General features: G+C 58.5%; 14 protein-coding genes and 1 pseudogene. 13 read left to right on the top strand and 2 right to left on the bottom strand.

The genetic code is table 11. The features are described 5' to 3' along the window. The first annotated feature begins 2 nt into the window (after positions 1-2). The 4 genes from AC1VXC_RS06295 to AC1VXC_RS06280 all read left to right on the top strand — a co-directional run bounded on the left by AC1VXC_RS06295 (position 3) and on the right by AC1VXC_RS06280 (position 8,381). Entirely contained in the window at positions 3-4,160 is a 4,158-nt protein-coding gene (locus AC1VXC_RS06295) for a DEAD/DEAH box helicase (protein WP_481538204.1), read from the top strand. Between the two features lies 1 nt (position 4,161). After that, positions 4,162-6,387, top strand: coding sequence for a hypothetical protein (locus tag AC1VXC_RS06290; protein WP_481538205.1), 2,226 nt, complete (start codon positions 4,162-4,164; stop codon positions 6,385-6,387). After that, positions 6,359-7,213: a phospholipase D-like domain-containing protein gene (locus tag AC1VXC_RS06285; protein WP_481538206.1), complete on the top strand. Its 855-nt coding sequence runs from the start codon at positions 6,359-6,361 to the stop codon at positions 7,211-7,213. Before AC1VXC_RS06290 ends, AC1VXC_RS06285 begins: the two co-directional genes overlap by 29 nt. A gap of 133 nt (positions 7,214-7,346) precedes the next feature. Further along, positions 7,347-8,381, top strand: a complete 1,035-nt coding sequence (locus tag AC1VXC_RS06280; RefSeq protein ID WP_481538207.1) for a DUF4365 domain-containing protein — start codon at positions 7,347-7,349, stop codon at positions 8,379-8,381. On the opposite strand, the gene AC1VXC_RS06275 is transcribed toward AC1VXC_RS06280, so the two are convergent. Continuing rightward, positions 8,365-8,568, bottom strand: coding sequence for an antitoxin PaaA2 family protein (locus AC1VXC_RS06275; RefSeq protein WP_481538208.1), 204 nt, complete (start codon positions 8,566-8,568; stop codon positions 8,365-8,367). The genes AC1VXC_RS06280 and AC1VXC_RS06275 overlap by 17 nt on opposite strands. 293 nt (positions 8,569-8,861) lie before the next feature. On the opposite strand from AC1VXC_RS06275, the gene AC1VXC_RS06270 reads away from it, so the two are divergent. After that, positions 8,862-9,260, top strand: coding sequence for an H-NS family nucleoid-associated regulatory protein (locus tag AC1VXC_RS06270; RefSeq protein WP_481538209.1), 399 nt, complete (start codon positions 8,862-8,864; stop codon positions 9,258-9,260). Here AC1VXC_RS06270 and AC1VXC_RS06265 read toward each other — a convergent pair. Beyond that, positions 9,257-9,895 (bottom strand): hypothetical protein, encoded by a 639-nt coding sequence (locus AC1VXC_RS06265; protein WP_481538210.1) that lies wholly within the window; start codon positions 9,893-9,895, stop codon positions 9,257-9,259. The genes AC1VXC_RS06270 and AC1VXC_RS06265 overlap by 4 nt on opposite strands. Before the next feature lie 208 nt (positions 9,896-10,103). On the opposite strand from AC1VXC_RS06265, the gene AC1VXC_RS06260 reads away from it, so the two are divergent. From AC1VXC_RS06260 to AC1VXC_RS06225, 8 genes and pseudogenes are all read left to right on the top strand, one after another. Then, the gene (locus AC1VXC_RS06260; protein WP_481538211.1) at positions 10,104-10,430 is read left to right on the top strand and encodes a helix-turn-helix domain-containing protein; all 327 of its coding nucleotides are present in this window, start codon (positions 10,104-10,106) and stop codon (positions 10,428-10,430) included. A 276-nt stretch (positions 10,431-10,706) separates the two neighbouring features. Beyond that, positions 10,707-13,385: an AAA family ATPase gene (locus AC1VXC_RS06255; protein WP_481538212.1), complete on the top strand. Its 2,679-nt coding sequence runs from the start codon at positions 10,707-10,709 to the stop codon at positions 13,383-13,385. A 316-nt stretch (positions 13,386-13,701) separates the two neighbouring features. Continuing rightward, the gene (locus AC1VXC_RS06250; RefSeq protein WP_481538213.1) at positions 13,702-14,415 is read left to right on the top strand and encodes a DUF6602 domain-containing protein; all 714 of its coding nucleotides are present in this window, start codon (positions 13,702-13,704) and stop codon (positions 14,413-14,415) included. Between the two features lie 84 nt (positions 14,416-14,499). Further along, positions 14,500-14,751, top strand: a complete 252-nt coding sequence (locus AC1VXC_RS06245; protein WP_481538214.1) for a hypothetical protein — start codon at positions 14,500-14,502, stop codon at positions 14,749-14,751. Positions 14,752-15,098: 347 nt separating this feature from the next. Then, the gene (locus AC1VXC_RS06240; RefSeq protein ID WP_481538215.1) at positions 15,099-15,347 is read left to right on the top strand and encodes a BPSL0761 family protein; all 249 of its coding nucleotides are present in this window, start codon (positions 15,099-15,101) and stop codon (positions 15,345-15,347) included. A 78-nt stretch (positions 15,348-15,425) separates the two neighbouring features. Beyond that, entirely contained in the window at positions 15,426-16,133 is a 708-nt protein-coding gene (locus AC1VXC_RS06235; RefSeq protein ID WP_481538216.1) for an SseB family protein, read from the top strand. 949 nt (positions 16,134-17,082) lie between these two features. Then, complete coding sequence (locus AC1VXC_RS06230) at positions 17,083-18,780, top strand: ShlB/FhaC/HecB family hemolysin secretion/activation protein (protein WP_481538224.1); 1,698 nt, start codon at positions 17,083-17,085, stop codon at positions 18,778-18,780. 777 nt (positions 18,781-19,557) lie between these two features. Further along, positions 19,558-23,868: pseudogene (locus AC1VXC_RS06225) on the top strand (hemagglutinin repeat-containing protein); the annotation flags it as partial. Between the last annotated feature and the right edge of the window lie 4 nt (positions 23,869-23,872).

Raw genomic sequence — 23,872 nt, 5'->3', positions numbered from 1 at the left:
CGATGACGTTGAAGGAAGCGGTCGTTGATTCGTTGATCAACGCCACTTACTCGCGAATCAGCGGCCTTGGATCGGAGGGTGTGCAGGTCTTCGGCGCAAGGCCGCGATCGGTCTTTGCATCTGGATTTTTGCTTCCTCCGTTGCTGGATCAGGGGCCGGGCGACGAGGTCACGCAGCCGATTCGAATCAGCGCTCACGGGCTCGACCTGCAGGTCCATCGATCTGCTCGGGGAGCCGTCAAGGTTCGACCAAACTTGAGCGTTTACGTTCGAGTTTTTCCCTCTTTGCAGGACCTGCAGCGCCCTGATTGCGGTCCGCGATTTCGCCTCGACGACACGATTCGAATTCATCTGAAGGATGAAACTGAGGCGGCGCTCAAGAAGCGGTGGGAAACAGAATTCTCTGGGAGGGCTTACAAGGAGCGATTCAAGGAGTCGAACTGGCCAGAGATTGAGAGTTCCGTTCGACTTGCGGTTCTAGCGAAGCTGGGTTTACCGCCGAACATCACTACCATTTTTTCCACCAACGACGATGTCGACGTCGCCGACGCGGGTGATGGGGCGGCCGAAGGTGTTGTCGCACGAGGAGACGCGTTTCCTCCATTGAACGATGCACATTTCCGGCCAATGGATGTTCCCCACAAATGGCTCCGGATCGACTTGAGACCTGAAGAGATTCCCATTCTCGAATTCGACCCTTCGTTGCCGCAGATTGACCTGGGCGCTGTCGTCGACCGGGCCTCAGCAGATCTAACGCGAGCACTAGACGGCGCCATCAAGCGCTGGGCGGAGTCGGACATCGGCAAGGCGTGGTGCTACCGGAAAGGCGTTCGAGTTCTGCCGTCGCAATACAAGGGTTGGGAGTTATTTCTCGAAGCCGTTCGGGCTGACCCGACGAAGACTCCTATTCTTCCGGATATTGCACTCCGTTGGCAGGTAAGGGTTGTTCCGGACTGGTCAGATCCATCAAGGTCAAATCTTCACGTTAGTCTGGAAAATGCGTCGATCGAGCCGAAGCGCAACGACGACGCCATGGACCAAAGTGTTTTTCAGGTTCATCTGGAACTGTCGATGCCCACCGTGATGCACCGTTCATTGAGGTTGGGACGGGTCGAGCCGTCGTATCGCTACAACGAGTATCTGGATTACCCCGCCATGGGCTTCAATGGCGGAGTCAAACGACTTAAGGGCGATACATCCGACGATCTGAGAATCCGAACCACCTGGGCCCCGCGCTATACGCAGCCAAGAGTCATCCCGCGCCAGTACGCGGGCCTGCAGCCAAATATGCGGCTGTTGAGTGGAGACAACAGCCTCGGATCGGTATTGCCTCTCGCGGACGTGCTCGAAGATTGGTACGCATCACTGGACGAGAGAGTCGATCCATTTGCCGGACTCAGCACCGACGACGTGGTCGGTAGGGCACGAGAAACGAGCGGATTTGCAAAAGACAAGCGAGGTTGGCGAAAGGAAATTGATGCCGTCCGGGCAGGCCTCGAGATTCTTTCTGAGTCCGAGCGCGCCTGGAAAGTCACTCATAAGCGTGGCCCTCAGTCTGACGAGCGCGCGACGGTATTCGAAGCTTGGCTATCTATGAATGAGACGATGGCTGACGTGCTACGGAGCCGATTCAAGAATGACGACGGTGAGTGGCGTTTGTTCCAACTTGCGTTCGTTATCGCCCACATCCCTGCAATCGCAAGTCGCATGGCTGCTTTTGCGAGTCGATTTGAGCGCGAGCGCGACGACACCGTCACCTTGCTCTACTTCGCGACCGGCGGTGGAAAGTCTGAGGCGTTTTTTGGATTGCTCGTTCTAGCCTTGTTTCTCGATCGACTGAGAGGGAAAGGCATCGGCGTAACGGCGATGATTCGCTATCCATTACGCCTTCTCACCATTCAGCAGGCCCAGCGCTGTTCTAAGGTGCTGGCGAGGGCCGAGCTGGTCCGCAGACGACACTCAATTGGTGGAGAGCCATTTTCTATTGGGTTCTGGGTGGGCAGTGGAGGCTCTCCGAACAGTCACACTGGTCCGGGTGTTGCCGACATTCCAGACATCAAGGATCAAGCAGCCGATCTGAAGACCGAATCGGCGCTACTGGTCCGAGAGATCAACTATGAGCTGCAGAAGGCCGCATGGAACAAGATTCCGTCTTGTCCGTTCTGCGGCGAGGAGACGGTTCTGCGGCGCTTTGCGGCATTGGGAGGAACGATTGCACACGTTTGCTCAAGCCTGACTTGTTCCGCGAACGAGGGTCAGTACAAACCTCTTCCGTTCTACATCTGTGACGCAGATATTTACGACATCGCTCCGTCGGTTCTCTTGGGGACGGTCGACAAGCTTGCACTCATCGGTCAGTCATCGGGAACCATTCGGAAAATCTATGCGATGTTCGGTGCTGCGCCGTGGCAGGAGAAGGCAACTGGCCGCTTAAAGATCCCAAACGAACCTCGTGCCTTTGAGAATGGGCCTGAAGCTGCCGGATGTGTTGGCCTATTCCCGGCCTATCCAGATGGAAAGCGATTGTTTCACGACCCATTCCCCAGCCTGCTAATCCAGGACGAAGCTCATCTGCTGGACGAGTCGCTTGGCACATTTGCAGGTCTGTTCGAGTCTGCGTTGGATGCCGTATATGGAGAGCTCTCGAAGCCCCTCAAGGAGCTGGTTGCGCATGAGCCGGACGGTCGGACCCGCCGGAGGTCCAAGGTTGTAGCAGCGTCGGCGACGGTTTCGGATCCCGATCGGCAGCTAGAGCACCTCTACCAGCGCCCTGTGCCGGCAATGCAGTTTCCGTACCCGGGCGAAAGTTTGTATGCATCCTTCTACGCTGCGCCTGCAGAACCCACGGACGTGCGGCGCTCCAGCCTTCCCGACATTGAACAACGAGCCAGTTGGGCCCGCGTCTACGTAGGTTTCATGACAAATGGTCGGGCCCATACGGCCACCACAGTCGCTGTTCTTTCGAATTTCCATGCGGCAGTTTCAGAGCTAGTTCTGTCTTTCACCTCTGATGACGAAGGACGCCACCGGGCGGCTCGGGACTTGCTCCTCAAGGCATTGAGCGAAGGCGAGATGCAGGGCACCTATGCGGAGGCGTTAGAGACGGCGAGTCCGGCTGAGCTAGCTACCCTCGTGGATCTTCACCGGATAGCGCTTACTTACGTGACCAATAAGAAGGGCGGCGACCAGATCATGGCCGCCGAGTTTGAGGAAACGCGAAAGCGTCACGCTGAGCGCAATTTGCCTCTGAAAGATCTGCGCACGGACCTCATTACCGGCTCTGTTTCGCAGGGTGACATCCAGAAGACCGTCCAGGATGCTCAGCGGAGGCCGAGGCCTGGCCAATCATTTCCTGACTTGGAGACAGTGCTCCGGTCCGTGATCGCTACTTCGGCTGTGTCCCACGGCGTGGACGTTGAAGAGTTCAACTCCATGTTCTTCGCCGGTCTGCCATCGGATATCGCGGAATATATCCAAGCTTCCTCTCGCGTGGGCCGTACCCATGTTGGCTTTGTGGTCCTGGTACCAACGCCACAGCGAAGGCGTGACCGATACGTGGTGGAGGTGTTCGACAGCTTCCACCGATTCTTGGAACGCATGGTCTCTCCAGCGGCGATTGATAGGTGGGCCGGTCGTGCTGTGGAGCGGGTCCTGCCAAGCCTGATACAGGCCTATCTCGCAGGGGTGGCCTATGTTTCAGAGGTGCACTCGGCTCCAGCCGATAAGAAGCAATCCGTCCGGGACCTGTCGTGGATTCCGAATATCGTCGGCCTATACAACGGACAGGCAACCCGAGGGCCGCTAGTGGTGAACCTATGCAGGTTTGTCGAGACGGCAATAGGACTGGATAACGAAACGTTTGCTCCTGGCGGAAAACAGCACTACCAGGAGCTGATCAAGGACCGTGTTGAGGCGATGCTGACTGGCTGGGCGCGCGACATGCTTGGTGAACAGCGTGGGCTTGGGGACTTCTTCCGCGCTCAGAGCAGTGTCATGAAGCGTCCGATGACTTCGCTCCGAGACGTCGATGAAGCTGGTTTCATTTCCTTCGGGTACCGCGATCTCGATGGATCCAGGGGAAAGATAGACGACCGAGCGGTGAGAAAGGTCATGAGACTTATCCGCGGCGGTGTCGCTGATGGTGGGAAGGACGGAGAGTGATATGGCGTTCAAGAAGAAGTTCCGTAGCCCTGATGATCCGCCTGAGCAAGCTGCAGCCAAGATGTCGCGCTCGCGCGGCCAGCTAGCGACGGTTTATGCCCCAGGGGCTCTCTTCACCTTTGAAGGCGGGCTTGGTGCTTGCCTATCGATCTCGGACCAAAGCCAGCACCCTACGAGGGCTGACGTGTCGCAGGAAACGGCCATCCAGATCCACCTGCGATTGCGGGAGGTTTGGCAGAGCTGGTTCACGCGAGCCATGCAGGGGGGAACTCAGGATCATCCAGCCGTCGCGACCTTGTGCCTGGATCAGGCGCTTCTGCGCGACGGGGCATTTCACGCACCAGCCCACTCGCGCTTTGAGCTAGTCGATCCGAAGGCTATGTGTTACGTGCCTGCTCCGATGGATTTCGTGTGCAACACTTGCGGGCGGTTTCGGAAGTTCGACACAGTGCGAGATGCCTCTAGCCACCTTGATGAATTGAAACGCGAGAACTGCGACTCGAGATCTGAGGAGCTGAAAGGGAAGTGTCGCTGGCGCCAGCTTGATGTGATCTTCGTGCATTGGTCAGGCAATTGGGAGGCGCCAACCCCGGGACGCTGGGAGTGGAGCGTCGCAGAGCAAAAGTTGCTCCCGCCAATCGGGTCGTGCCAGATCTGCCAAAGTCGCAAGTTCTACCTGATCGACAAGTCGCCACGAATTGGTGAATGGGTTTTCGAGTGCGAGAGGGGACACAAGTACGGCGATAGTTGGCTGCAGAATGATCCGACTACTACGAAGCTTCTTGGCGATGACACGACCAAGCGACCTCCCCGTTGGCGGCGCATGGAGCCCATTTCGTATCGAGCCACCCCGGCCTTTTACCCGCACTCCGAACAATTTATTGTTTTTGCCTCTGACCAGCGTGATTTGTTGACGATGCTGCAGGAGGGCAATGAGGAGCAGCTCGCAGGATTCGCTGCAGAACGCTTCGGTGTTGGCGAGAGGCCGCCCAATGACGAAGAGATTGTCGAGGTGCTGAGGAAGGCGGGGCACTCCACCAAGGTTTCGCAATACGAACGCCTCATTGGGATGAAGGCCAGGTTGATCGGCACTCCAATGGAAGAAGAAGTGGATGCGCAGCTCAGCGACTTGGTTGCGGATTGGAAGGCAACTCCAGGTCTAGTTCCAATTCAGCATGAGTCGCCGGCTTGGCTCGTGCAGCTGATCTCAAGAAGAATCGAGTTCGGGAGTCGATACGATCCCTTGGTTCTTGCGGTTGAGCACGAAGCGCTTTCTAGGAGCAAGCTTCGGGCGACCACTCCTGTCGACGGTCGCTCCCAATTCGTCAGATTCACACATCCCGACAAGGACCTCGCGCCAAGGACCAAACTGGCGCTCGAAGCCCAAGTTTCGCGGACCACCGATCTCCTTCTCGCCTTGGGCGTTGCGGACATGGGACTTGTTCGCGAGTTTGACCTTTGTCGTTTCACTCATGGCTTCACTCGGATGTCGACTGATCCGCTGATCGAGAAATCGGATCAGCAAACGCTTCGGCTGCCAGTTCGCTTGAATCTGTTCCAGGAGCTCGGCAATCAGAAGATTCCGATCTACGTCGTCAATCAATCGAATGAGGCGATCTACGTTCGTCTTCGTCCGGAGACGGTCTACCAGTGGCTGCGCAGCTTAGGTGTCAGTGACCTTCCCGCGTGCGACGAAGAAGAGTCGTTGAAGCTTGGCGCTTGTGTACTGGAGTCCGCTGCGCCTTTTGGGAAGTTTTTTGCGAACCTGACTCCAGGGCCTGCCAACACCTATCGGTACGTGTACACACTGCTGCACACGTATTCGCACGCCGTAATGAAGACTGTCGCTGAGTTTTCGGGCCTTGATGTTGGGAGTCTCGGAGAGTATCTCTTCCCGGGAGACTTGGCGTTCGTCGTCTACCGGAATGGCACGACTATGGATCTTGGAAATCTATCGGCGCTTTGGAGAAACTACAACACGATATTCCTTGAGCACTTGCTCGCTCCAAGAACGTTGATGTGCGGAGCAGGCAGTCTTTGCGATTCTCTCTCGGGGGGTGCATGCCCAAGTTGCATCGTAATACCAGAAACATCGTGCGTCGCTTCGAACCAGTTGCTGTCCAGGTCCGTACTACGAACTGGCCCGGCTCCTCGAGAAGATCAGGATCATTCGGCACAAGTAATCCGAGGTTATCTGGATGTCGCATCAGATGTGCCGGGAAGTTGAGGGGATCTTTCTCCAGCTCGCTCCGCATGCTTCGGTGCTTTGCGGAATCTTTCAACTCGCCGGTCAAGGTGGTCTTCAAGGCTCTCACAGCAGGAGAGAGATTGCGAGGCTAGTTGGCGTTGGTGCGGCGCGCCTGCCCGACGTTATCGACGCTCTCTTAGCCGCAGAGAACAGTGGCGCCATGGAGCAAGTTTCGGGTGAGTGGCGATTCACGCTCGAGGCGCATCACTGCTACCAGTTGGGCCTCCTCTTGAAGGGTGTGGCCATGTATCGCGAGAAGGTGCACCAGGACCTCGACCGCGTTCGAGTCGTGCTATCAAAGCCTCCCCAGCCAAGCAGATTTGTAGCTGAGCTGGAGAGCACGCTAGAGGGCGCTTGGGGATTTCTGGCTACTAGCGAACTCCTCGGCGAGATGGCCGCTCGTGCCGAAAAGCGCTTGACGATAATGACTCCATTCGTCGATGCGAGTGGAGCTAATCGAATAGTTCAGCTATTCGCCGCTACGCGTGAGGGGGTAGAGCGGGAGCTAATCGTCAGAGATGGCATGCCATCTGCGCTAGTCGAGTTGCTCGATGTTATCAGACATCTCGGAGTGAAAGTCTTTGACTTTCGGCTGCCGCGAACAGGTAGTGGTGAGACGGAGACATTCCATGCAAAAGTGGTGGGAATTGACGGTCGAGAGTGCTACGTGGGGTCGTCGAACATGACTCGATGGAGTTTCGAATACTCGCTTGAACTTGGCTTTCACGTAACTGGCAAAGCGGCATCGAACGTATCTCGCGTCTTGGATGCCGTAGTTAAAGTGTCGAGTTCGCTCACATTGTGACTTCGGCAAGGTTGCTCTACATGGAGCCTGAAGCTGATGTTGTTAGGCCTAGGAGCTTCGATAGTAGCTTCGTCAAAGAGAAGTCAATTGTTATCGTAGGTCGAAGGGCGCGCTTTAGCGCATGAGGTGAGGCATGCCAAAGTACAAGCGGTCGGCAATCACAGCAAAGGAAGGGGTTAATTACATTCGAAGCGCAACGGAGAGCGCGGGGTCGATATTCATTAAGATCGAGCACGAGAACGACCTTGGCGTTGACGCGTTGATCGAGTTTGTCGAGAACGAGGTGCCTCTTAACAAGCAGATTGCCGTACAGATTAAATCAGGTGCTTCCTACTACTCAGGGATAACTCGCGAGTGCCTGATACCCGTTGGGAAACATAGGGAGTACTGGGGGAAGCATCCCTTACCGGTTGTTGGGGTAGTCTATGTGCCAGCCCATGGTGTTGCGTACTGGGCAAGCATTAAAGGAATGTTGAAAGCGGATGCGGAAGCAACCGTCCTGAGATTCCCCGCCTGTGAGGCTACGAGGTTTGATGTCAGAACGTTTTCAAGCATCTTTCTTCCGCAGGCTGTCGGTAAGGTTCCAGCGTTGGGGTTTGAGGAATCGCTGCGCCTGGCTAGGTCAACACATCCTGACGAAGTTTACCTTGGATTGCTGACTCTGTTTCGCAGATACCCTGACGAGACTTCTACATGGGACGAGCTTGTGAGGGCCTTTAGGAGCTTCCCTTCAAGTGAACTTCCGCCGATTATTATCTACTGGCTGGCACATATTCCTTGGCACGGAGACATTATGGCCTTCGGGAAGGTGGCCTCGCCGGGTATTCGCGAGTATGGTCGGTCGCTGTTGGCAGAGTTTGGGGTCGAGGAAGTGCTCAAGCTCATTTCGTTCGTTGATCCAGAGGCGCAGATTGCTAGGGGCACACTAGGGCAATCGGTCGAGGCGATCGTTTCGTCACTGCCTTGCTCAAGCGCCTTACTTCGTCAGGTAATCGAATCCCCTGCTTCAGACATGTCTCAGAAGGAGTTCGCAGCGCTAATTCTTGCGATGAATGAGGCCGCGGGCGCTATCCCTGAGTTGACGGCCTTGGAGAGCGCTGGATCTTGGTACGCAGCTGAGATTCGACAGTACATCGAGGAGTTTGGCGCGATCAATCCCTATTCTTGAGACTCCAAAGGCGCTTCCTTAGGCGGTCCGTCGCAACCTCGTGTGGAATGGATGGCCTCGGGTCAGTTGTAGCTGCTTCTACCTTCGCGAGAAACCATTCATCATGTTCCGGATCGCGGGAGCCGGCGTTGCCAACATTGCCATCGAAGCTGTAGTTCTCCACGATCCGAGCCGACCGAAGTGCCATGGCGTCGACGAGAGCATGGTGTCGAAGCGCCCTCTGGCCGGATTGAGCTCAAAGCGACCTTCCACTCTCGGCATCAAATTCCCTTCAGGTACAAGTCTCATGCGGAAACGTGCTTCGGGTGGCGGCTTCTCATACCTATTCCAAACTCGGTTGCGCAACCAAGCGTCCACTAGATGCTGGCAACTCCACCTTGCTCAATTGACGCTCGAGTTTCACCGCGAACTTTGCCTGGTTAGATCCATGTTCACACTCAGCCTTTCCCCGCCCACCGTCTCCAAAGGTCATTGCCCCACATGAGCAAACCCACCCTCGACTCCATCGCTACGGCCCGAGCCAAGCTTGAGGAAGAACTGCGCAACCTCGAGCAACAAGAAGCCCAGCTTCTCCAGCAGCAGGCTGCCGATGCCTTCGCCGAGGTCATGGCTCTATTGGGCCAGTACAACCAGCATTTTGGTGCCAAGCAGAAGGCGGAGATTGTGGCGGTGGTCGGGGCCAACAGCCCGGCGCGGGTCAAGAAGTCGACCGGCAATCAGGAGGTGGCGCCCAAGTACTGGTTGCCGCACACGCAGGAGACGTGGAGCGGTCGCGGGCGCCCGCCGCGCTCCTTTACCGCCTGGGAGGGCACCGCGGCCTACAAGGAATGGAAGGCCGGGCATCCCAACGAGAAGTTCCCCAAGTATCCTGGCACCTAGCCCGAAGTCATGATTCGAGGTTGCAGGGCCTCGGTGCTGGGCAAGGCGGTCCAGTAGGCGGGCCCGAGATTGAACCACTGGCACGCGAGGCCTTGCGCCAGCGCCGTCGGTGGCTGCACCGACGACGGGGTGAAGCCGCAACGGCCGTAATGACCGGCCGCCAGCGCCGCGGCACGTCGCAGGATCTCGCCATACATGCCTTCGCGTACCCGGGAGGCGGGCAAGGTACCCTGGCGTGCCAAAGCGGCGCCCTGGCGTACCGCTGCCCACGCGCAGTAGCGCCATTGCGCGGCGCTTAGCGGCAGTCGGGACAGGTGGTGGGCAAAAGCCATGTCCTGCTGCCAGTGCAGATCGAACTGGCAGCGGGCCAGTTGCTCGGCGTAGAACGCTTGGGCCTCATCGCGTACCAGGCGTTGCCACAACGTCGCGCCAAGAGTCAGGACCAGCTCGTCGCAAGATATCGAGGCCAGAAAATCCTCGATAGCCGGCAAGGCGCTCTCGGCCTGATAAGCACCCCAGGTCCACCGCCATGCAATGCCTTCCAGTGGCGTCTGCCGCAGCCCGAGCGTAGAAGCCGATGCGTCTACCGGCAGCGCCAGGATCTTGTGGGAAGCCAGGACCTGCAGGGCCTCCATTGCAAGCTCTGCCGTGGGCGCGATCGGCAAACGCTGTTGATGGGCGCGAAGCAGCGCCCACAAGTACACGGAACCGGGCAACCCCAAGTCATCCAGCGTGTGAGGCGTCATCGGTGCCGCTCGCATTGCAGGAAAACTAAGAGTAACTTAGTATCCACCGAGAAGCACTTCGGCCATCCTTTTCATCAGGATGTGACCCGAGGCCCGTGTGTCCGAATCAGCTGACAAGCGCTCGAATTTCGCCAGGCGCCTGAAACAGGCGCGCTTGAGCCGAGGCCTGACGCAGGCTCAGCTGGGTATCTTGGCTGGTATGGAGCTCGACGTGGCAAGCCCTCGCATCAATCAGTACGAGCGTGGCGTGCACGAGCCGCGCTCGGCGACGGTTAAGCAGCTGGCCGAGGCTTTGGGCATTCCGCCTGCCTTTCTCTATACCGATGATGATCTGCTGGCCAGGCTGCTGCTGCGATGGGGATCGCTGACCAAACAACAGAGGCGCGAGCTGCTAAAGCTGGTCGAAGGTACCGCCGAGAAGTAAAAGACCATCGCATGGTCGGTGGTCCCAATGGAGGGCACCGTCTGCGGCACTCACTGCGCTGGTGCTTGTTTACTCATCACGCCCAATCCCGAACAACGTGCCGCTGCTCGCCGACGCTATCGAAGCGGAGTCGCTTGAACAACCGAGATATCGTTATTCCGCTTGCGTGAGCGGCAAAGGGTTTGAACGGTCTCAATCTTGCCGTGCCGAATGGGCCCGGCGACAGTGCGAGGCCTTGGGTCTAAGATCACCGAAGGACTCAGACGCGCACACCCCATGTACAACCCGCTAGATCCACGTCAGCTCACGCGCATCGAGGCCGTACATCGAGGTTTTCTCTATCAACATTTGTATGCCGTGGGCTGCCTGTTGCTGGCCGGCCACAGCGGCGTGCGCGCGATCATCGTGGAGCTGGATGAGGACGTTGAGCTCGAGTACGATAATGGCGACCGGCGCTACCTCCAGATCAAGACCCGTTCTGGGCCGCTGATCCAAAGCGACATCGATGGCGCCTTGGCGCGCTTTGAGCGAATTCGCCTTGAGCATGCGGCCGGTCGCCGCCGCGGTACCCCATCCTTTGCCATCGTAGCCAACGTCCCCCCCGGCCGCGACTTAGCCACATGGGTGGCGGATCACGGCTTGCCTGGCGACACGATCCTGGTGACGCCGAACACGAGCCAGACTTTGCCTGCGGGCATGCCGCCAGCTTGGTTCGATGTTGCCCAAGCCGTGGCCTGGTGCGCCGAGCACGCACGCTCGCCGATGGCCATGCTGGAACCGGAGACTCTGGTCTGGAAGCTGGCCGGCCGCGTGCTGCTGGCGGCGACCGGGCAGGGCGCCGGACATGGGTTCGAAACTGCCGACCTGCCGGCGCTGTTCGAACGACTGGCCATCCAGCTCCAGCAATTTCCCTTGCCGCCCCAAGCCTATCGTCCGCTGGAGAACGAACCCGAGCTGGCCCGGGATTCGCGCATTCGCATCGTGACGGGGTTTTCCGGTGCCGGCAAGACCGCCTGGGCCTCACGCGCGGCGATGCATCTGGGCAGTGAGTGCGCCTACTTTGATGTCGGCGATTTGCCTGGACCAGCGATAGCAGCCAGTTTGGTCAGGGAATTGGCAGCCCAATGGGCAGCGCCTACGGCGGGCGGTCTGCGCCAGGTGTTGCTTCCCGGTGCGACCGGGATCGAGGCGCTGCGTGCTCTGGACCGCTTCGTGCATAGGCAAGGCGCGCGCGCGTTGGTCGTGTTGGATAACGCTCATCGTGTGCCTGCGGCCGATCTAAGGACGCTGTTTGATGCTACGCATCACTTGCGCTTTGTGCTGCTGGCCCAACCCGCTGCTTCGATCATCGAGTTGGAGGCGGGCATTGCGCTGTCGCAGGAACTGCTGCACGGGTGGGGCCTGGATCAGGTCGCGGCCGAAGCCGATGCACATCAGGTGCGTGCGTCGGCGCCTACGCTTGGGCGGGTCCTAGCATTGACCGGAGGTCTGCCGCTGTATGTGCGCACGGCCATGCAGCTCTGCGCGACTCAATACGGCGGCGATGCCGCCGCGATGGCGGCCTCCATCGAAGCCAATACGAATTTAGTGCAGACCGCGCAAGAGCTGATCCTCACGCGCTCGCTGGATATACTGCCGCCCGCAGTGCAGGACTGCGTGGCCGTGCTGAGTCTGAGCGATGTGCCGCTGAGTCAGGATGAGAGTGCCAAACTGGTGACCGCCACATTCGGCCTGAGCGAAGCCGACGTTGTGGCAGCGATCCGGCATCTGCGCCCATTGGGCGTCGTCCGCACCTATGGTGGCCAACGTCTTCAGGTCCACGATGCGTTCCGGGTGCTGGGGTTGCGTCGCTATGCGGGTTTGCCAGTGTCGCAGGCGGCGGCTGGCCGCACTGCGCTCAAGGAACTTATCTTGGCCTCCTTGGAGCAGCAGCGCGAGCACGCTCGTTTCCCGCTACTAATACGTACACTAGTGGAACTGGGCGAGCTGGACGCCTTGGTAGATGTGGCTACCGAGGAGTGGTTCCATGAACTAGGCATCGATGCGGGTATCTGGGCTGCCTTGGAAGCCGCAACGGATGACACGTCCATCAGCGCAGAGCAGCGCTTCCACGCATTGGATGGCTTGGTGTTTGCTGACATGAAAGGCCGCTCCTTGGGCAAGGTGGCTCAACGGCTCGATCAGATGGAGAGGTTGGTCGAACAGAATGAATTGGGTGCACGCGCCAAGCTCGTGGTCGTGCTCAAGCGCATAGCCTTTGATGCTGAGTCCGGAAACGTCGCCGCCGTCCGCACGGCTATTGAGCATGCAAAGACGCTAGCCCCCGACGAGCCTGAGCACCAACGCGTGTTGCGCTACAACATTGCGCAAGCACTGTATGTGCTGGGCTTGCACGCAGAAGCTGAAGCTCTCGCGCGACCGCTGGTGGATGAGTACCTCGATCACTTGGGTCTTACAAGCGAGGGCATCATCGGCAAGAGCAGTGATCAGATCACGGCGATGTTGCGGCAGACTTCTACTCTGCTCAGCGACACAAAGCATCTGGCGGACTGTCTCGACGTCTTGGCGCGGTCGGCCAATGCGCAAGGTCGCCACGGCGGATACGCGCGCATTCATGCCCTAAAGTTCTACCAGCTGGCTAACGCTTTGGACTCTTACATCAAAGTTGGCCAAGACTTAGTCGACGAGTTTCTGATGAGGAACGAAAGTAAAGATGCGCGTCAGTTGATCGAAGATCACCTGCTGCCAGTGGTTCTGGAGCACCAGTTGCTAGACAAGGTGGTCCCGGTCCGCAGTCAGTACGCGGTGGTGCTGGCTTACTGCGGGGAGCACGCCGCTGCGATGGAGGAGTTTGCGCGACTTGTCCCCTATCGGCCAGGCCTGAACGGGAAGCAGCTAGAGGAGCTCAACAATCAGATGCGATTGGTGGCGCGTTTACAACTGGCGCATAGGTAATTCGCTGCAACTGAAGTGGCGACCAGCGTTGCCTAATGCCCTCTGATCGGGCCAGCCGCGACCTCTAGATGTGGACTAATGTGAGTGATCCGGTTGGCAGCAGACGAGCGCCTCGTGGGGCGCGTGCGGTGGGTGTTCGTTTGCTGGGTATAGCTGGATCTCGCTGAGAACGCCATGCTACGCATGACAGTTGGTCTATGTGAACGGCCAGGATGACTGTTCGATGCCTGCGCCGCTTGTTGCACCCAATAGGCAGGCCTAAAATATCTTCGCTGTTAGGCGGGATCCGGAACCCGGTAAAGGAGCTAGGAAAGCCATGAAAAAGGCTAAGAAATTCCTGTTGCAGAAACTCGGCGGTCTGCATGAAACCCTCATGCAGACCCACAAAGACTCAACGAGCTACGCTCCGAGCATTGCGGGCGCCGAGAGGGAAATCATCAATCGAACTCTCCTTTCTTTGATCTTGGCGCCAAGTTATCGAGTGAGCAGAGGAACGATCATTGATCAACATGGAGAGGATTCGGGTGAAGTTGATATTGTCATCGAACAGCCGTTTTCGTTGAGCTTCCCTATCAGCAGTGAACAGAACCGACTCTTCCTGGCTCCATCTGTCTGTGCGGCCATCGAAGTCAAGTCGGACCTACTCAAGCAGGCAGAGGCAGCAATGAAGAAAGTTGCAGCCATCAAAAGTCTTCATAGGATTCTGGTAAAGAAGGACGAGTTCGTTAGCTACGATGAAGTTTCTATTCCGTCCTTCATCGTCGGATTCAAGGGGCCTTCCACTGAAAAGGGTATTGAGCGAATCTACAAGTCACTCTCAAGCCGATTGATTCCGAACGGCATATTATGCATCGAGGGAGCGATCTTTTATGGTAGGGCGCCGGGATCGGATCACATCATCATAGCCAAGGGCAAGGAGCAGTCGCTCTTAGCTTTTCTGCAATGCGTGACTGCGACGCTTCATCATGCGGGCCGAAATTATTTCGTACTCGATGCCTTTCATTCAATTTTCTCGCAGCATTCTAAGTAGCGCGATCGAGCAGGCTACGAGTTTATATGATTCGTTCTCTACATATTATTACTACACGCACGGCAGCTAAGGAATAGGATCCGTATGAGTAAATTTAAGATTGAACTGGATGGGCCATCATGCGTTGATTTGTCGATCCATCCAGCAGATTTTCGCGAATACTTGCTAGAGGAACTCGCCCCGTTCGACATTGAAGTGGCTATAGTCGATATAAACGACAACCAAGGCTTCCGACCATACGGGGTTCGTATGTATGCTGGCCCGAACCATTTGATCGATACGCTGCAGCGCGAGACGATCGCGGCATTCGAGCGCTATCAGGCTCGTGCGGATTGAATCAGAACGGCGGATAAGGTGCGGCCAACAAGGCTCGAGATGGTTCTGAGCCCTGGCCCGATCGGGTGCCCCATAGGCGAAGATCGGGTCTTCGGTGTTGGCTGCCGCCCGCGCAGGGGCGGCCGCACCAGCACGGGTTTGTCTAGGTTGGAGCCAGTCGTGGGCTCGCCTGCTGTGTCTTGCTGTGGCCCAATCCGTACACGTAGCCACCGCCGGGAAGCCACCGTAGATCAGCCAGTCCGCGGCGGCGATATATTTCCTTGGCGCAACCTTAGGGATGGGCCTCCGCCCGCAAGCTCGCGCAACGCTGTAAGCTAAGGAATCCTTAGCTTTTCGCCGGCGATCGCATGCCCCTGCCTGATGAGCGCACCCGCAACGTGCAGCAAGCGTGCGCCTTCCTTAGAGAACTTGCCTCGAACAAGGCCGCGCCCAAAGGGTTGCGGGAAGAGGCCTATCGGTTGCTCCGGCACTATCCGACGGTAAGCGATATTGAAGCGATTGCTCAGCGCGAAGAGGAGCTCTGGGAGCTCACCCAATCCATCCTGCGCCGGCCTTACCTGACCTCCAAGATCGAGGCCGACTGGTTCCGCAGCTAACCCATAGGCCCACACCGAGAATGAGTCATGGCCCCTAGAAAGCCGCGCGCCGGCCAGCAGACCCAGTCGGAAAGCGAATTGGAAACCTGGCTGGACCGTTCCCGGTCCGATCCAGGTGAGGAGCCGGCGTTCTTTCGGCGACTGCTGGATGCCAAGGTTTACGTACATGCGCCGGCATCGGACGATAGCGGCAAGCTCAGGCTAGTCCAGTTCCGTCACCCCGACGGCTTTGACGCCATCCCGTTCTTTACGTCGCTGGCCAAGGCGCAGTTTGCCGGCTCTTCGGCGGTCAGAATTCTGGAGGTGCAAGGCCGCGAGTTGCTGGCTGGGACGCGTGGCGCCATTTTGATGCTCAACCCAAACGACGGCGGGGCTGTCCTCTATCCGGAAGAGATCGCGACACTTCTGGACACAGGCTTCCTGGCGAGAGTCGAGAAGTCCCCAAGTACCGAACTTCAGGTACGGTTGGCCCAAGAGGTCCCGCCTTGGCTGGGACCGGCCATCAGCGCTTGCCTGCAGGGGGTCCATTTCGTATCGGCCGCCTACATTCTGGAAACAGCTCCAGTGAACACCCAGGATCAGCCGCCAGGGCTGCTGATCTGTCTGGTGGCCGACATCGCCTTTGCGGAACGGGCCGCCAGGCGGGTGATGACGGCCATCCAGCCCTTGTGCTCGGATCTGGATCGCATTATCGATCTGACCGTCTATGACGTTAGGCAGCCTTTGCCTGAGCACCTGGATCAAGCCGGGGGCGAGCCTGTGTTCAAGAGGACTGAGCCCGCCTAAGTCGGGCTGCGTCACCGAGCAGCGGTTCAGGGCCTAGATCATGGTGGGGGGGGCGGATCGCCCAGTGTGGAGCGATTTGGCGGCCCACTCTTCGCTCCAGCAGTTCGATGCTCAGAACCTCAAGGCCGCCCTGCTGGATCTGTGCAGCCTCTTTTCACGGTAAGTCTGGTGCAGTGCCATCCACGTAGCGAGAAGGGCCTCAAGGCTTCGGCCACAGCCTTTATTGCTGGGTCGTCCGTGCCCGCCAACCTCTCAGGGAAGTTTGAGTTCCCACGCCTCTAGCGCCGTCCTATGGTTTCGAGCACGGCCTTCAGGAGGGCGGCCGAGAGTCGGACTTCTTAAGATCGATTGGATTGCCCCAGCAACCTTCGCGCGGTTGGATAAATGTACATCCACCCCTCCGAATGGCTATGTCGAGCGGGAAGCCACACCCCTAGGACGTGTATCCTTGTCCAAAGCAGAGTTAGTGCACAAAGGTTATTGTGCGAACCTCTCAATCGGATTGGGCGTAAAATGGCGATCTACAAGGGAGAATTTCATTTATGTGCAGCACCCGCAGTAACGTACTACCGTTCTGATAATCGCCCAGCGCGTTTGTTTGCCAAAGGCCATGCACTGCATGGCCTTTTTTGTTTATGCAATGTTCGAACAAGATATTGGTGGTGACCGACGGCTATGACCACATGTCAATTGGGTCTAGTCATAAAAATATATTTTGTTATTTGTTGCGCAAGAAAATATGTTGCCTTGCTAAAATAGCCAGCAGATTTGTGCTCACAGGGGGCGGGCGCAGTCAGGGCGGAGAGGAGGTTTCCGGTTCTGGTTGTGGTGCCGATGTTTTTCGGAATGGTGCGCAGGCCCCAATCATTCCGCGCAGCCGGTGGCTGCAATTGCTCAAGGATGGTTGCTTCATATGCAAGGCAAAGGAATGCGGGTGCGTGGCGCGTTGATGACGCGCGCGCAGGTGTTGGTGATTGCATGTGCGGCCGTGCTCGGTCCCGGCGCCGCACAGGCGCAGACAGCAGATGTAAACGCGCAGGAATTGCTGCGGCAACAAGAGCGCGAGCGTGTCTTGCGTGAACAGCAGGAAGCACAGCCAGACGCGCGTCTGCAAGCCATCCCGGAAGAAAGCGTGGGACGCTTGCCCGTGGATGAAGCGCCCTGCTTCGTCATCAACCACATCACTCTTGACGGCGATGAGGCTGAACGCTTCCGCTGGGCCTTGAAGGCCGCCGACCCCAAGGACGATCCCGCTACCGGGCGCTGCCTGGGTACAGCCGGCGTCGATATCGTGATGAAGCGTATGCAGAACGCGATCATCGCCCGCGGCTATGTCACCACCCGTATCCTCGCCGCGCCGCAGGACCTGAAAAGCGGGACCTTGCAGCTGACCGTGGTGCCGGGCCGGATCCATGCAATTCGCTTTGCCGACAGCGCGCAGTCGCATCCTGCATTGTGGAATGCGATGCCGGCGGCAGCGGGTGATCTATTGAATCTGCGCGACATCGAACAGGCCCTGGAGAACTTCCAGCGCGTGCCAACCGCGTCCGTGGACATCCAGATTGCGCCGCCGTCCGAAGGGGCCGAGGCCAAGCCGGGTGAAAGCGACCTGCTGATCAGCTGGAAGCAGCGCTCCAAGGTCCGCGCAAACCTGACCCTGGACGATTCCGGCAGCCAGTCCACCGGCAAGCTGCAGGCCGGCGCCACGGTGTCAATGGACAACTTGGCCGGCCTGAATGATCTGTTCTATCTAAATGCTGGCAAGTCGGTGTTCAACGGCAGTGGCCGCGACACCGACAGCTGGGCCGCGCACTACAGCGTGCCGGTCGGCAAATGGCTGCTTGGCGTCAACGCCAGCAAGTACGACTACAGCCAATCGGTTGCCGGTGCCTACGAAACCTATGTTTACAGCGGGGCCAGCCGCAACGCGGAAGTGCGCCTGACCCGCATGCTGTTCCGCAACGCCAGCTTCAAGACCAGCGGCTATGCACGGGCCTGGTATCGCGACTCGAACAACTTCATCGATGACACCGAGATCGAAGTACAGCGCCGGCGCATGGCAGGCTGGGAGCTGGGGCTGGCGCACAAGCACTTCTTCGGCAACAACACGCTGGATGCCGGGCTCGCCTATCGGCGCGGTACCGCAGCATTTGGCGCCTTGCCTGCACCGGAGGAAGCCTTCGGCGAAGGCACCGCGCGTGGTCGCATCATCACCGCCGATGCGCAGCTGATGCTGCCCTTCAAACTCGGCAATCAGCCGGTGCGTTACACCGGCAGTTGGCGCGGGCAATGGAACCGCTCCCTGCTGGTGCCGCAGGACCGGTTCTCCATGGGCGGCCGCTACACCGTACGCGGCTTTGACGGCGAAATGTCGTTGAGCGGCGAACGCGGCTGGGTGCTGCGCAACGAGCTGGGCTTTGCGCTAGGCGGTGGGCAGGAGGCCTATCTGGGCGCCGACTACGGCCATGTGGGCGGGCCAGCCACGCACTGGCAGATGGGCGATTACCTGGCGGGTATGGCCATGGGCCTGCGTGGCGGCGTGGCACATGCGCAATGGGATGTCTTTGTTGGCAGTCCGCTGCACAAGCCGGCGGGTTTCCCAACCGCATACACGACGTTCGGCTTCAGCCTGAGCGCCTCGTTCTGATACCCGGCGGCCGAGCCGACTGCCTACATATGGAACCTGCCGCCCGAGATGCGGCGTGATCCAAAAAATACCGCCGACAACGAGCAGTACCGTATTGCCACCCACAGCATTGTCGAAGATGTGGTGAGTTCAGCCGGGGCCGATGCGATCATCAATGCGGGTGGCAATATGCGCATCGATACCGATGCGTTGCTGAACCAGTATGGCCGCATCGCAGCCGGTGGAAATCTCGACATCGTGGGCGTCAGTCGCGACACCGCCAGCGTGAACAATATCGGCTTGTCGCTCTACCGCACGCATTCGTTCAGTAACACCTCCTACACCTACAGGGGCGGTTCCAGCTCCTGGACAAACCCCGATATTTCCGAGTTGGTGGGGCAACTGGGCGGCGTACTTTCCGCTGGCGGCACGCTCAGTGTGGACGTTGGTGATCTGAGCAACCTCAACGACGGGCGCGATGCGCCGAATGTCCAGGATGGCGCTGGGCTTGCCAATTTGAACACCCAAGGGCCGGGCGCAGGCACGGTGGGGCCGGGCGCAGGCCAGGCGCAGGGCCCGGGTGTCGTGAAGGGGCAGGCCGCAGCGAACGCGAACGCAAACGGCCCGGATGCTGCACAAACAGGCACAGGCAACACGGTCGATACGCAGGGCACAACAGGCCTGGGCAGAACCACAGCCGTGCGCGCCAACGATGATGGCGCGGACACCATCGTCACCGCCACCATCGATGGCAAGGCGCCCAGCGGAAGCTTGTTCAAGGTGGATGCCAATCGCGGCCAGTACCTGGTGGAGACGGATCCGCGATTTGCCGATTACCGCAACTGGCTGAGCTCGGATCACCTGTTGGCGCAGATGGGTTTTGACCCTGCCACTACGCAGAAGCGGCTGGGTGACGGCTTCTACGAACAGAAGCTGGTGCGTGAGCAGATCGGTGAACTCACCGGCCGCCGTTTCCTCGATGGCTATGCCAGTGACGACGAGCAGTACCGCGCCCTGCTGGAAGCCGGTGCTACCGTCGCCAGCAGCTGGGGCTTGCGCCCGGGCATCGCGCTGACGGCCGCGCAGATGGCACAGCTGACCAGCGACATCGTATGGCTGGTTGAGCAAACCATCACCTTGGCAGATGGCTCCACCACTACCGCGCTGGTGCCGCAGGTTTACCTGCGCGTGCAGGCGGGCGATCTGAGCAACAATGGTGCCCTGTTGGCCGGCGCCAACGTCGACCTCAAGCTGCGCGGTGACTTCGTCAACCAAGGCGATGTCGCAGGCCGCCAGCTGGTCTCCATCGATGCCGGCAACATCCGCAACCTGGCTGGCGCCAACATCAGTGGCCAACAGGTAGGGCTGCAGGCACGCCAGGATATCGAGATCATCGGCAGCAAGGTGACCGCCACCGACGCACTCAGCGTCAAGGCCGCCGGCGATATCACTGTTGCCAGCACCACCCGCAGCTGGGAGAGCGGTGGCAGCCACGCGCAAAGCAGTACCAGCATTGACCGCGTGGCCGGGCTGTACGTCACCAGCCCCAGTGGCATCGGTGCGCTGTCCGTCAATGCGGGTGGCGATGTGACCCTGACGGGCGCCCAGGTGGCAAATGCCGGTACGCAGGGTGTAACCATGCTGGCGGCTAGTGGCACCCTCAACCTGGAGACCATCGCCGAGCAGCGGAGCCTGGATGTCACCAGCGACAGCCGGAACTATCTGCGCACCAGCCAGACCACCCATGTCGGCAGCACCGTAAACGGCGCCGGCGACGTGGTCCTGGAGGCGGGCAATGACGTCAATCTCGCTGCCGCCAATATCAGCGCCGGCAATGCAATCGCAGTACAGGCCGGGCGCGATATCAATAGCAGCGTTGCTGTAGATGTGGCGATGTTCGACAGGAGCAGCGCAGGCAAGAAGTCCTCGCGCGCGGTATCAGCCAGTGACGAGACCGTGCAGGGCACGCAGATCGCGGCAGGTGGCAATATCGCGCTGCAGGCCGGGCGGGACCTCACGTTGCAGGCTGCTACGGTGGCCAGTGATGAAGGTGGCATCGGTGTTTCTGCAGGCCGTGACGTAAACCTGACTTCGGCCCAGGAACAGCATGACCTGACGATCGAGGAACAACGCAAGAAGAGCGGCGTTCTCAAGACCAAGACCACCGCGACGCTGGATTCATGGAGTGACAGCATTGCCGTCACCACCACATTGAGTGGCGAAACGGTCACCTTGGCGGCTGGAAGAGACCTGACCTCACAGGGAGCGCAGATTGCCGGTACAGGTGATGTTCTACTGGCGGCTGGACGCGACGTGATTCTCGGTGTCGCCGAGAATACGCATACCGAAGTTCATGACAAAACGGTCACCAAATCGGGTTTGTTCTCTGGTGGCGGTGTTGGCTTCACGATCGGCAAGCAGCAGACGGACACCACCGCCGATATCGCAGAGAAGACGCACACCGGCAGTCTGATTGGCAGTACAGATGGTCGTGTGGATATCGCCGCTGGCCGCGATGTGACGATCACCGGAAGTGATGTGCTGAGCCGGGAAGGCATCGGCATTATTGGCCAGAACGTGACCATCCAGGCTGCCGAAGACAGCACCAGCGTCACCGAGACCCAGAAGTTCAAGCAGGCCGGCATCAACGTCAGCTTGAAGGGCGGTGCGGTGGATACCGCAATGGCAGTGAAAAACAGTGTTGAGCGGGCCAGCGAGGCCAAGGATGATCGGCTTAGCGCACTGCATGCTGCGAAGGCCGGACAGACGTTGTTCTCCAGTGGCGGTGCTGGTATGAGCAGTCTGAAGGGCATGGGCGATCAGATCGGCCAGGCGAAGGCGGACATTGCAAACGAGGAGCAGACCGCAGGAGGTCTCAGCCTTCGTATCGGCATTGGCGCAAGCAAGAGCTCCAGCTCAACGGAATACACCGCCAGCACCTCTTCGGGCAGCCGCATCGCCAGTGAGGGGGATGTGGTCATTCAAGCAACGGGCGACGGCCAGGGTAATGGCGGCGATCTGAAGATCATCGGCAGCAAGATTGAAGGCGATAACGTCGCCCTCGCCGCCGCCAATGATCTGATTCTCAAGTCGCAGCAGGAAACCCGTCAGCAGATAGAGCGCAGCAAGTCTTCCAGTGGCGAGATTGGCATCACCATCGGCTCGGAGGCAGGCTTTGGTGTTTACGTGGCCGCATCTGCCGCAAAAGGTAAGGGAGATGGCAGCGGCACAACGCACGCCGAAACCACAATCGATGCGACCAACACACTGACCATGATCAGTGGCCGTGACATGACCTTGGAAGGCGCGCAGGCGAGGGGCAAGACGGTTATTGCTGACGTCGGCCGTGATCTGACCCTGATCAGCCAACAGGACAGCAACGACTACAAGCGCAAGGATGTGTCCGGCGGAATCGACGTGGCCGTGGGCACCGGCGGTGCATCGGTGAGCGCCAACTTCAACCAAAGCAAGATCGACAGCACCTACACCAGCGTCAAGGAGCAGACCGGTATCCAGGCCGGCGAAGGTGGCTTTGATATCTATGTGGGCGGACACACGCAGTTGACCGGTGCAGCGATTGCGAGCACTGCCGATCCATCACGCAACCACCTGAGTACCGGCAGCCTGTCGGTTGAAGATCTGAAGAATGAGGCCGCATACAAGGCCAGTAGTATCGGGATTAGTGTGAGCGGCAGCAGTTCGGGTGGCATGAATGCACCCGCGCCGAGTGTGAGTATTCCGCAAAGCGAAAAGGCCAGCAGCGTGACGCGTGGCGATATCGCTGCTGGCACGGTGGAAGTGCGCAATGGCGATTCCAATGCGTTGGAGGGACTGGATCGCACCGCAACTGTGCTGCAGCAGGATGGCCTGAAGGAGATCTTTGATCAGCTGAAGGTGCAGGAACGGTTGGAGATAGGGCAGGTTGCTGCTGAAGTTGGTATGCGCACCGCCGGCGACATTGCCCAGAAAATGGGCTGGGAAGAAGGCAGTAAAGAGAAAGTACTACTGCATGGTGCCGTGGGTGCCGCTATCGCCGCATTGGGCGGTGGCAGCGCCCTGGATGGGTTGAGCGGGGTCGCTGCCAGTCAATTGGCAAGTGGCGCAGTGCTGAACTATCTGGGAAGCAACAACATCAACCCGGACTCGGCGGAAGGGACGGCGTTGATGGAACTGGCGAGCATTGCCATCGGTGCTGCTGTGGGTGAGGGAAGTGGCGCAGTGACTGCTTTGGCGGGGGAGCAGTTCAATCGCCAATTACATCCCCGACAGAAGGCTGCTGTGCAGGAACTGGCGGAAGAAGGCTATAGCCAGACGCAATTGGAGGCAATGGCGTGCTATGAGATGCAGTGCTGGGTAGGTACAGACCTTGGTGTTATGGCTGCAGAGTTAGAAAGGCAGACATATGAAGTTATCGGAGCAATGAGCGCTGAGGAGCGTGAGGAAATTCGCTCTGCTATGGAGCATAAGGCTCCGGGTTTGTTTAAGTATGACTCTGGAGATTATCTTTCGGATGTTTGGAATAAATACGACATAGGAGGTAAGGTAAAGTGGGTCGGCGAAACTGCCTTGGACTTTACCCCAGGGATAGGAGATGCAAAGGCGTTCTATGAAGCTGATAGTCCAAGTGATTATGGTTGGGCCACTATTGGAGTCATTCCATTTGGCGGAGATTTCGTTAGTAAGATCGGGAAGGGAACCAGAATTTCAGGTGTGGCAAGCGGCATTGGGATTCCGCAGGTCATAATTAACCATAGAAATGGGGTGGCATTTGAACAAGACTTTGTAGGTGCATTGGGGCACGTCGGTGCCGTGAAGAATGCTGTCCCTGTCACGGTGCAACTCTCGAGTGGGAAAGTGGTGAAAACCATTCCTGATCTTGCCGGGAGAAATGTGGGTGGTGTAGTTGAAATTAAGAATGTTGTTAATATTTCAATGTCCGATCAGTTGCGTGCGCAGATTAGGCATGCTGGGGTGACGGGACAACCGTTTAACCTTGTCGTGAGTCAAAGGACGAGCCGGATATCGGCAGAAGTGTTACGTCAGGTGAGAGCTACGGGAGGGGAGATTTACAGGTACAATCCGGGTACGGGCGAATTTTCTAAGTATTGATAGC

This window comes from Stenotrophomonas sp. STEN033 (assembly GCF_056856655.1).
Note: the sequence above shows the minus strand (reverse complement) of the source record. Positions and strands in the feature narration are given on the sequence as shown.